At 39.7% G+C, this 11,102-nt stretch carries 9 protein-coding genes; 5 read left to right on the top strand and 4 right to left on the bottom strand.

Annotation, left to right across the window (positions count from 1 at the left end):
* Window positions 1–639 precede the first annotated feature (639 nt).
* Complete coding sequence (locus H5185_RS09090; protein ID WP_182741930.1) at window positions 640–1,107, bottom strand: hypothetical protein; 468 nt, start codon at window positions 1,105–1,107, stop codon at window positions 640–642.
* Window positions 1,108–1,811: 704 nt separating this feature from the next.
* Window positions 1,812–2,099, bottom strand: coding sequence for a coiled coil domain-containing protein (locus H5185_RS09085; RefSeq protein ID WP_182722916.1), 288 nt, complete (start codon window positions 2,097–2,099; stop codon window positions 1,812–1,814).
* Window positions 2,100–2,352: 253 nt separating this feature from the next.
* Between H5185_RS09085 and H5185_RS09080 the strand changes: the two genes are divergently transcribed.
* Together H5185_RS09080 and H5185_RS09075 are read left to right on the top strand one after the other, a co-directional pair.
* The gene (locus tag H5185_RS09080) at window positions 2,353–2,754 is read left to right on the top strand and encodes a thiol-disulfide oxidoreductase DCC family protein (protein ID WP_124015025.1); all 402 of its coding nucleotides are present in this window, start codon (window positions 2,353–2,355) and stop codon (window positions 2,752–2,754) included.
* Window positions 2,755–2,869: 115 nt separating this feature from the next.
* On the top strand, window positions 2,870–3,478 hold the full coding sequence (locus H5185_RS09075) for a flavin reductase family protein (RefSeq protein WP_182741929.1): 609 nt from the start codon (window positions 2,870–2,872) through the stop codon (window positions 3,476–3,478).
* A 208-nt stretch (window positions 3,479–3,686) separates the two neighbouring features.
* Here the strand turns inward: H5185_RS09075 and H5185_RS09070 are convergent, their stop codons facing one another.
* A complete protein-coding gene (locus H5185_RS09070) occupies window positions 3,687–5,423 on the bottom strand; it encodes a DUF885 domain-containing protein (RefSeq protein WP_182741928.1) in 1,737 nt (578 codons plus the stop codon).
* A 246-nt stretch (window positions 5,424–5,669) separates the two neighbouring features.
* The gene (locus H5185_RS09065; RefSeq protein WP_124014845.1) at window positions 5,670–7,466 is read right to left on the bottom strand and encodes an acyl-CoA dehydrogenase C-terminal domain-containing protein; all 1,797 of its coding nucleotides are present in this window, start codon (window positions 7,464–7,466) and stop codon (window positions 5,670–5,672) included.
* A gap of 887 nt (window positions 7,467–8,353) precedes the next feature.
* Between H5185_RS09065 and H5185_RS09060 the strand changes: the two genes are divergently transcribed.
* The 3 genes from H5185_RS09060 to H5185_RS09050 all read left to right on the top strand — a co-directional run bounded on the left by H5185_RS09060 (window position 8,354) and on the right by H5185_RS09050 (window position 11,102).
* Window positions 8,354–9,016: a nitroreductase gene (locus H5185_RS09060; protein WP_182741927.1), complete on the top strand. Its 663-nt coding sequence runs from the start codon at window positions 8,354–8,356 to the stop codon at window positions 9,014–9,016.
* Between the two features lie 60 nt (window positions 9,017–9,076).
* A complete protein-coding gene (locus H5185_RS09055; RefSeq protein WP_182741926.1) occupies window positions 9,077–10,063 on the top strand; it encodes an alpha/beta fold hydrolase in 987 nt (328 codons plus the stop codon).
* 346 nt (window positions 10,064–10,409) lie between these two features.
* Window positions 10,410–11,102 (top strand): crotonase/enoyl-CoA hydratase family protein, encoded by a 693-nt coding sequence (locus H5185_RS09050; RefSeq protein ID WP_182741925.1) that lies wholly within the window; start codon window positions 10,410–10,412, stop codon window positions 11,100–11,102.

Raw genomic sequence — 11,102 nt, 5'->3', positions numbered from 1 at the left:
ATTAGATAGCTTTTCTCAAGCTCTTGCATCGGTTCATTTGCTAATAAATCTTTTACCAACTGCTCTTCATCATTTGCGATAGCGGTTTTTAAGGCTGCAAAAGTAGCGATACTGTGCTTATGTTGATCAGTATTATGCGATCCCATTAGTTGCACTCCATTAATTGGTTGATATTGATGTCTAGCTGTTCACTCACACTAACAATATTAACGTGCATGTTGCAATCAAAGTGATGGTAAATATACCGAATCGTTGTCGAGGCCATCTAAGCCTGTTAAACAGGTTACGACTTGTCCTTAACTGTGGCTTGAGCGCTGATTTGCAAAGCATAGTATCGCTACTTTTGCAGCCTTAAAAACCGCTATCGCAAATGATGAAGAGCAGTTGGTAAAAGATTTATTAGCAAATGAACCGATGCAAGAGCTTGAGAAAAGCTATCTAATTGATTTAGCAAATATAAACAATAATCAAACTATCTTAACATTACTGAAAGATATCCCTGAAATATAGCTACAAGGTGAAATATAGCCTGTTAGTACTCGCTCTATTTAGATAACCATTTTCACTAAAGAGAATCGCCGCATATGGCGGCGCAACACTTATCTAAGCCATAGCTAAATATCATTTTTCACAGGCTTACTATTCACTTTCCTCTTCTCTTTTTTCGATAGTCGCGCTTAATTTTTGATATAAACCAAGCGAAACAATCAAAATCGCTGATACCATAATAAGTAACGCCGGATAGAGTAAAAGGCTAAGGTCTTTCGTTCCTGCTTTGAATATAAACACCAGTCCTTCAATACTGACGGCGATGGTAATAATGACAATAATTTTTGTAATTGTTCTTCTTGCCTCTTTGGGATCTCGCAGCTCTTTATCCTTAAACACTTCTTCTTCCATCATATACTGTGCAACATCGATAATCGCTGCAGCTATGATAATAGTGGCGACAGATTGAAGCATTAATGGAATAAATCCAGAGTCATACTCTATGCCAGAAATGACCTCGTAAATAGACCACAGCATAATTATCAAAGATAAGATGATAAGAGTGACAGCTGCGAAAAGATGGACTCCAGCAAAAATCTTATTGAACAGTTTTTTCATATTTTTGACCTGTAATAATTTATCGACCAAGGTGGCTCATTGCGCTAATAATGTGCACGCATAAATGAGGTTACGTTCTTCATCCAATACCATGCTGATGACATTTACCTATTATTGAATAGCACTCACTTATCGGCACAAGCTTGATCTAGATAAGGTCACTATAGATTGAGAACAGATGGCAAAACATCATATGAACTCAAGTGAACACTAAGTTGACTGTAAATAACCAGAAAACATGGATAGACCCAATGGAGCTTGAGAGGTAACTTAGAATTGCTTGCCTACCCTGTTAATCGTTCAAGGGTAACACACTCGAGTTTATGAAGGGGTTACAGTAATAAAATGCAGTCACTTATCAAGGATTAGGATCTGCATTATGTTGTTTAAGACTCTATTTTCCAGCAATAAAAATGGTCGTTAGGGCAATTGTTGTTTATCGCAAGGTAGCCTAATTCGACCTTACCAAGGAAGGCACTTGCACTATTTTATTGGCTGGTAATAGTAAGCTTCCACTGCTAATTGTTAATTGTAACTAAGCTATTTAGGTCGTCCAATAGAGAAGCTGCCATTAATGACTGGCGTGATTTATAGCTGTTATGGCGACCAAGATTAATAGCCCATTTAACAATGTGTAACGTATTAATCATTGGTCACCTTAATAGAGGATAGATATGATATCAAATATCTTTAATGTAACATGATTACTTAAACCTTGAACTCGCTGACTTAAATGCTGCACTGAGCGAATCCCAGGCGCTATCAATGCCGACTTTTACGTCTTCCCAAGCATCATCACTGGCTTTTTTAAGCTCATTAAGTTTTTTATTGGCAGATTGTTTCATCGACTCAAGTTCCTCTATTCTTTGATAGTATTCCAGTTGCTCATCAGCAGCTTTACCATCGGCTTTTGCTTTCAGTCTATCAATTTGGGCACTCCACTCATCGAGTTGCGCCTGCAATTTTTTTTCGTATGCTTGTTTCTTACTCATAATGATTGTCCTTTTAATGACGTGGTTAAAACAGCTTTAACGACTGAAGTTTTTGCTTGATTTAAATACTTGGCTTCAGAATATTGGATTTTTATCCTGAAAATATACGTTAACATGCATGGCAACATAATGCTCATTTATGCCTCATTTGCCCTTGTATGATGCCACAGGGCGATCAAGCATTATTTAATGGATCTATTTGTCATCCTTGAACGTAAAAACTATCTCTTTCGAATTATCTCAAAGCAGTAATATGATCATTTTCTACGATGGCAATTGCCCACTATGCAGCATCGAAATGCAGCAACTAAAACATGCTGATATTCATCAAAAAATCATCCTCGAAGATCTTAATGCGCTTGATTTTAGTCTTCGATACCCAAGTATTGATGTCAATCAGGCAATGATGTATTTACAAGCACAAACACTATCGGGTGAAATGATTTACGGCCTTGATGTGACTTGTCAGGCGTGGGAGATTGTTGGAAAACATCGCTGGTTAAAACTTATCCGCTTACCCATCATTCGCTTATTTGCCGACCTTGGATATCGCTTTTTTGCAAAGTATAGGCATTCTATTAGTAAATTTTTAATGCCCAATTCAAGCTGTTCTAACGGTCAGTGTCATAGGAAACTAAAATCTGACAAACGATAAACACAAACGTGTTGCATGTTACCAACAGCGCACACTCAGAAATATTGATATCTAAAAAGTTAATCAGCCCATTAAGATTGATAGGGTCACACTATTTTACTGTTAAGGACTTCAAATGCATTTTACCCAAGAGCGCATAGACGCGCTTGATAAACACACCCGTACCCATTTGATTAATTCACTCTCTGGTTTTAAAAGCGCTAATTTAATTGGCACTCAAGACTCACAAGGCTTGACTAACTTGTCTATTGTCAGCTCGGTGATACACCTAGGCGCAAATCCGCCGCTGGTGGGTATGATAGTGCGCCCACATACAGTACCTCGTCATACATTTGAAAATATTTTACAAACGGGTTGCTATACAATTAACCAAGTTAATCAATCAATTTATAAGCAGGCTCATCAAACATCAGCCCGTTATGATAAAGACGAGTCGGAGTTTGCGCTAACGGGACTAACACCTGAATACTTAAATAATTTTACCGCGCCATTTGTAAAAGAAAGTCGTTTAAAATATTCGGTAAAATTTATTGAGCATCAACATTTAGCCGTTAATGGTACTGAGCTGGTGATTGGTGAAATTATCGATGTGTATGTTGATGAAGCTGCACTTCAAAGTGAGGGCTTTTTAGACTTGCAAGCAATAGACACAGTGGCGATTACAGGATTAGATAGTTACCACACTAGCAATAAACTTATGCGTTTACCCTATGCTAAAAAGTGATTCAGCTATGTATTGCGCCAAAGTAAAATAGACTTTAGTCAGCAATAAACAATATGCTATATCAAACCGTAAATCATAGATTAAAAGCAATGTAAGCAGCATATTGGCTAACATGCTGCTTACATTATTCAATCATTGCATGGCATAAAAAATCCCATTCAAATCGGTAACGATTTAAATGGGATCCATTAAATAAACCGGTACATTTTTACTGAGCTAAAAATTGTTGGTTAACCGCTTCCGCCATTAATTTAGGTGGGATCAAGCCTTGGCTCAACACAAAATTATTAAACGCTAAACGATCGAACTTGTCGCCTAGGGCTATTTCAACTCCGGCGCGGATCTCCAATAATCGTGATAAGCCATAAAAATAACTGCCAGCCTGGCCAGGCATTCTCATAGTGTATCGATCAACTTCTTGTTTTACAGCCGCTTCTGAAAACACCACATCGTTGCGTAACAATGAATATGCGTTTTCTTTTGTTGTCAGACCTAGGTTCAACATCGGGTCTAACATCGCGCGAGCATTACGCAATAACCTATGTTGCAGGGCAATAAGCTGTGCTTCAATAGGCAGATACGGCAACATTTCCGCTTCGGCGTACAATGCCCAACCTTCTACGTTAACGCTGTTAAAAGCATAATATACTCGTGCCAGTGAAACGCCCTGCTCCAACATGACCGCAAATTGTAATTCATGCCCAGGTCTGCCTTCATGGGCACTTAATGTATAAGCAACCGCATAAAAATTAAAGTCATCGTAGGCAGCATCACCCGTTAATGCAGGGTTACCGGTTGTCAGAACAAATTGGCCTTGCTCACCAGTATTGCCAATAAATGGTGGCGGCAACATATGAGGAGCAGGACTACCTGCCGCTTCGGCATCACTTGCAAGTCGCATGATCATATCGCGTTTAGGTAAATCAACCACATGATGTTTACTGATCAAGGCCTCAAGTTTTTTATTGGTTTCACGATAATAATTTTCAATTTTATCCTTGGTTAATGATTCTTTTTTAAGAGCTTTAATCACGTCACGATAATCACTTGATGGCATATTAAATTTTTGTGCAACCAAGGGCGCTAACGCCTGCATATTCGCTTTGGTTATCATGTAACTTGCTTTAGCGCGTTCAATTAACAACTCAGGGTCGATATCGATGCCAACGGTTTTGAGTTTTAAGGCATAAATTTCTTCGGGTAATCTAAAGTCATCACGTGTGTTCGGAATAACCATTTTTTCAGCCCATTGACGATAGTCTTCAATTTGCTGCTTTAATAGCAACATATTCTCATCGGCTTTTATGAATTCATTTTGTTCAAATAACTGCTGTAAACCTTGTAATAAAGTGTCAGTTCTCGCTAGGGCTTGGTTAACTTCTTCTTTTGTCGGCCCAATTAACTTTTTGTTGGCTAACGCCGCTTCAAATAAGGTTTTGGCTTGCTCCGTTAAGGCTGCTTGCCCTGTTTTGCCGACATAACACGCAAGACGGGTATTAGCCGCTTGTTTGCGTGTATCTGACATTTGATCATCTAATAATGCCGACACACCTCTGAATATAATCAGGGGGACATCAACCCAAGGCAGCATGTATTTATCGTCTAAATTACCCGCGGCAATGGTCTGATCAATATTGTCGATAATAATGTTAAGGTCTTGACGAACTGGCAATGATTTTTCAGTTTTCACCGCTTGTAGCAAGGTTTTCTTACTGGTTTCAAGCGTCTCTATATATTTATCTTGCTGTGCCTTAGTGATATTACTACACAGACTATCAGCTTCAGTAATCCCTATTGAACTGGCCATTTCTGGCTGAAATTGACTGGTTATCTGTATTTGTTTGTTTGTGTATTGATTACTGACATCAACCCAAGAGTTGGCTGATGACGTCAATGGAAATAAAGCGAGCAGTGGAATCACTGAAGTAAATATTTTACCTGACATCTGTTTAATCCCTTGTTATTTTTATTCTGAAGTTAACCATTATAGCCGAATTAAACCACGACGCGACATGCCATCAGTTAAGTTATCACCTTAAGCAGTATTAGATTATAAGCGTTAATTATCAATATATTACTTTGTATTTATGGTATCAATATCTTCGGTATTATTGTCTGGTTACAAATAAAAACACCGCAACCTATAAGGTTGCGGTGTTTAAGCAGAACGTTATCAGCGTATACAGTTTACTTAAAAAGCAAAATCATCGCTGCTCAGTGCCATCATTGAGTCAACGCCATTTTGAATACATGCTGCATGGCCTTTTGCTCTTGGTAACATACGTTGCATATAAAACTGAGCGGTTTTTATTTTAGCTTCATAGAATGCTGTTTCACTTGTATCTGTAGCCAGTTTATCTTGAGCGACTTTTGCCATTTTTGCCCAGAAAAACGCTAAAGTTACATAGCCGGCATACATGAGGTAATCAACTGAAGCACCACCAATTTCATCAGGATTTTTCATCGCTTTAGCACCGATCAATACAGTAAGTTCATGCCACTCTTTAGCATAAATCATAATGGGTTTAATAAACTCTGCCATCGCAGGGTTGTCCATGTTCTGTTGGCAGAATGCGGTCACATCTTGAGAAAAAGGTTTTAACACTTCGCCTTGGCTGCCAATAATTTTACGTGCCAGTAAATCTAAGGCTTGAATACCGGTTGTGCCTTCATATATACAACTGATTTTGGTATCACGCATTAACTGTTCCATGCCCCACTCTTTAATAAAGCCATGGCCACCAAACACCTGAACGCCAAGGCTGGTACATTCAAAGCCAAGTTCAGTGAGAAAGGCTTTTGCAATTGGGGTTAATAATGCCAATTTGGTCTCAGCATCCGCTTTAATTGCCTCATCTTTCTCAGCATGGCCGATATCCACTAACTGAGCCAAATATGAAATTAATGCACGGCCACCTTCAGCAATAGACTTTTGAGTTAACAACATTCTACGTACATCTGGATGAACAATAATCGGATCCGCAGGGCCATTAGGGTTTTTAACCCCGCTAATAGAACGCATCTGTAATCGATCTTTGGCGTAAGCTAGGGCACCTTGGAAAGAAGCCTCTGCTGCGGCAACACCTTCACTCGCCACACCGATACGGGCTGCATTCATGAAGGTAAACATGCATTTAAGGCCGCGATTAGGTTCGCCAATTAAATGGCCTGTAGCGCCATCAAAGTTAATCACACAAGTCGCGTTACCATTGATACCCATTTTGTGCTCTATTGAGCCACAATTCACGCCATTTCTATCTGAAATGGTGCCGTCAATATTGACATTAAATTTAGGCACAATGAATAAAGATATGCCTTTATTACCTTCTGGCGCGCCAGGAATACGAGCAATAACAATATGCACTATGTTGTCTGACAGATCGTGTTCACCCGCCGAAATAAAGATTTTTGTGCCCGTTAACGAATAGCTGCCGTCATCTTGACGTTCAGCCTTGGTGCGCAACATACCTAAATCTGTGCCACAGTGCGGCTCAGTTAAGCACATGGTGCCAGTCCACTTACCTTCAACAAGTTTGGGCATAAACTGTTGCTTTTGTGATTCTGTGCCGTGGGCTTCAATGGTGGCTAATGCACCATGACTGAGTCCTGGGTACATGGCAAAACTATGATTCGCACTGGAAAATAGCTCAGCGATACTAATATTTAGCGAATGTGGTAAACCTTGACCACCAAATTCTTCAGACTGAGATAATGTTGGCCAACCGCCTTCTACATACTGGGCATACGCCTCTTTAAAGCCATCAGGTGTGGTGACCGCGCCGTCTTTCCATGTACAACCCTGCTGATCGCCAATTTGATTTAATGGCGCAACAACCTCTTCTGTTAGTTTTGCAGCTTCATTGATAATGGCATCAACCATATCAATAGTCGCATCTTGATAGCCTAAATGCTCATAGTGGCCTTCACAGCCGAGCAATTCTTGCATCACAAACTTAACATCACGAATGGGGGCTTTGTATTCAGGCATTGTTGCTCTCCAACTATTATCTATAAGTGTTAGGGGCTGTTAATCTTTTGTGGCTAAATTTTATTTAACACAGACGGCTAATGGTTTATTTAAGCATGTAGAACAAATGTTAGACAGAAAGTCTCTAAATAAGTAATACCTTATGAAAACCTGATTTATATAAAAATAAACCCTATCGATTAGCCACTCCCAGATACCGGTGTGAAGAGTCGCTTATGTACATAGATGAAGACATCTAACAAGCTCCGCCTTAACTATCATTGCCGGTAACGTCTGCAAAATTTATCTCAAAAAACAACAACCTCTGCGATTAAGTGATTATTTAAATGATTTTCCATATAAATAACCCGTCATATTACTGATGCTAAAGTAACAAGATGTATTATCCAAATGCATATTAATTATAGCTACACATTCACCTTGCTAATAGTACCTCTAGCTTAACAAGCCAATGGCACAATATTGCGCATTAATCTTGATCAATTGCCCGATAGTTTACTTGTCTACTGTGCCTTTGTGGCGCGACTTGCACATATATAGCAGCTTTATTAGCCTATAACAGTGCACTATTCATTATGCGAATAGTTCATTATTAAAATAATCGATTGGTTTAATTTTAATACAGCATCTAGCATCGTTTGGAGCTAAATTAGCATAGTCGTAGGGTTTTATTTGAGCAAAGAGTGGGCAAGACTGGGATCAATCTTAATGTTCTTCCCTGTGGTTATTGACTCATACTGTTCTACGAAAATGATCGTTGAGATTATCAATAACAATGCTTAATCGTGGAGCAATACCATTTTCCCTCAATGAATCAACAAGCTTGTGCCTGGATTAAAATATACATTTTAAAACAATTCAAAATCCAACTAATAAGAGTATCAAACATGTCTATAGAATCGATATTACAACAGCGAACTTCAGTAAGAGCCTTTGTTGACCAACCTGTGGCAGATGACACATTACAGAAAATTTTCGCCAGTGCGCAACTTTCCCCGTCCAATTGTAATGTGCAACCATGGCAAGCTTGTGTGGTATCTGGGGCAACTAAAGATAAACTGAAACAACGATTGATAGAAACTTTGATGAGCGGCGCATCACCAAACCCTGATTTCAATTGGTTACCGCAATATCAAGGCATTCATCGTGAGCGTCAATTTGGTTCAGCTAATGCGTTATACAGCGCAATTGGGGTCGCACGCGAAGACAAAAAAGCCCGTCAAATGGCCATGTTACGTAATTGGCAATTTTTTGATGCGCCACATGCGGTGTTTTTTACCATGGATAAATACTTAGACATTATGGGGGCTGTCGACTTAGGTATTTATGCACAAACGTTATCGCTTGTGATGGCAGAACATGGCATATCAAATTGCATGCAAGGCGCGCTAGGACAATTTCCTGATCCTGTTAGAGAAATACTTAACCTGCCAGATGAACGCGGAATTTTGTTTGGCATGTCTTTTGGTTATGCCGATGATAGCGCTGCGGTAAATAACACCAGAACAGACCGTGAGTTGCTTGAGAATTCAGTTACATTCTTCCAATAAAGCATCATCTGTACCGTTTAACTAGGCCTCAATAGGCCTTAATTTGTGCTGAGATTGAATATGAAGCTAATGCATCAGTATATTGCAGTGGATAAGGTCAATATACATTATGTTGAAACTGGCCATATGTCAGAAACAAAACCCTTATCGACCATGGTATTTTTACATGGTTTTCCTGAATATTGGGGCTCATGGCAAAAACAGTTAGACTATTTTTCAACTCACTATCATGTTATTGCGCCTGACTTACCCGGATATAACCTAAGTGATAAACCCAGTGAACTAGACTTTTATACTGTCCCCAATTTAATCGCGTTTATCGCTCAGTTTATTGCCGCCATAAGCCCTACAGAGCCTGTCATTTTGGTTGCTCATGATTGGGGCGGCGCTATAGCCTGGCCATTAGCCGCTTTTTATCCTCACTTAATAAGCAAACTGATTATTCTTAATGCCGCTCATCCGAGTACCTTTACCCGAGAGATGATCAATAACCCTATTCAACGACAAAAGAGTGCTTATATTCATCAGTTGATTAGTCCATCAGCTGAAACACTATTAATCGAGGATGATTATCGCTATTTAACTGAAAAAATAATGGTTAGCTCACAAGAGGTAATTTTTACTGAACAGGTACTCGCACGTTACAAAAAAGTGTGGGGCCAATACGGAGCCATTAATGGCATGCTGCAATACTATCGAGCTATGCCACAATTAGCTCCCAGCGACACAGATGATGGCATTGAAAAAGCATTAGCCGATGAGACGTCAATCAACACAGGGCAAATCAAAAAGACGACTGACATAAGGATCCCCAATATTCGAATTAATCAGGCAACGTTAGTGCTTTGGGGTGAACAAGATTTAGCGTTCGTTAACGAAACCCTCAATAACATTGAGCGCTATGTTGCAGATTGCACAATTAAACGTTTTGCAAATACCAGTCACTGGCTGCAACATGAAAGACCCGCTGAAGTGAATCGCGCCATTCATGCATTCGTCAATCAACCAAGTTTACCTATGAGTCACTTGCATGAGTCACTTGCATGAGTCACTTACATGAGTCACTTACATGACTAAAGACTCAAAATAGCGAGTATTAAGCCATCGTTATTATTCATTATGGATAACGAATGAGTCACATACCGTAATCTAGACACTAATGCTGCGGGCAAAGTAGAAAATATCATTTATGCCAACGCCTTAGGCAATAACCATGCTATTTACTGGCAGGTTTTTAGTTGCTATGTTGGGTATAACATATTGATAGCAAGGCTAGGTATAAACAAACAATAATTAAAGGCCTTAGGGGCAAATATACCGATTCCCCCTTGCCTAGCCCATTAAACTAAATTATTGTTTAATAAACAATTAGCAACCACATTCCAGGTGAAAAATGCAATTAATTAACGTCACAATTGAAGACAATGTCCATATCATCAGCTTGAACAATGGCAAGGTAAATGCAATCTCACTAGAGGTGATAGCACAGATTCATGCCGCCCTAGACGATGCTGAACAGCAAGCTGCTGTGGTGGTGATAACTGGCCAAGCAGGAATATTCTCAGGCGGCTATGACTTAAAAACAATGAAGCAAAGTTCAGATTCTGCCATTGCCCTTGTGACTGCGGGCTCCGGCTTGGCATACAGAATGTTGGCGTTCCCTACTCCGATCATCGGCGTGTGTACTGGTCATGCAATCGCCAAAGGGGCATTTTTATTACTCAGTTGTGATTATCGAATTGGTTGTACCGGTGACTTTAAAATTGGCTTAAACGAAGTCGCTATTGGCATGACAATGCACCAAGCTGGGATTGAAATTGCCCGAAATCGCATTCCACAAAACTACCTCAGCCGTGCAGTGATCAATGCTGAGCTGTTTGCTCCTGAATCTGCTGTGCTTGCAGGATTTCTTGACCAAGTGGTGCAAGCAGACGTTCTCATGAGCACAGCAATGAGCGTTGCTAAACACATGCAGACGCTCAATATGAAAGCTCATCATGGTACTAAACTAAAAGAGCGCCAAACAATACTCGCGTCGCTAAGTGATGCAATTGAGCTGGATAAGCAAATCACATTGAATCTATAA

Origin of the sequence: Shewanella sp. SG44-6 (genome assembly GCF_014164185.1) — a bacterium.
Classification (GTDB): Bacteria; Pseudomonadota; Gammaproteobacteria; order Enterobacterales; family Shewanellaceae; genus Shewanella; species Shewanella vesiculosa.
Note: the sequence above shows the minus strand (reverse complement) of the source record. Positions and strands in the feature narration are given on the sequence as shown.

Coding starts and splice junctions, on each gene's coding strand:
- H5185_RS09090 (WP_182741930.1), bottom strand. CDS start 1,107: ATGAAAAAACTGTTCAATAAGATTTTTGCTGGAGTCCATCTTTTCGCA.
- H5185_RS09085 (WP_182722916.1), bottom strand. CDS start 2,099: ATGAGTAAGAAACAAGCATACGAAAAAAAATTGCAGGCGCAACTCGAT.
- H5185_RS09080 (WP_124015025.1), top strand. CDS start 2,353: ATGATCATTTTCTACGATGGCAATTGCCCACTATGCAGCATCGAAATG.
- H5185_RS09075 (WP_182741929.1), top strand. CDS start 2,870: ATGCATTTTACCCAAGAGCGCATAGACGCGCTTGATAAACACACCCGT.
- H5185_RS09070 (WP_182741928.1), bottom strand. CDS start 5,423: ATGTCAGGTAAAATATTTACTTCAGTGATTCCACTGCTCGCTTTATTT.
- H5185_RS09065 (WP_124014845.1), bottom strand. CDS start 7,466: ATGCCTGAATACAAAGCCCCCATTCGTGATGTTAAGTTTGTGATGCAA.
- H5185_RS09060 (WP_182741927.1), top strand. CDS start 8,354: ATGTCTATAGAATCGATATTACAACAGCGAACTTCAGTAAGAGCCTTT.
- H5185_RS09055 (WP_182741926.1), top strand. CDS start 9,077: ATGAAGCTAATGCATCAGTATATTGCAGTGGATAAGGTCAATATACAT.
- H5185_RS09050 (WP_182741925.1), top strand. CDS start 10,410: ATGCAATTAATTAACGTCACAATTGAAGACAATGTCCATATCATCAGC.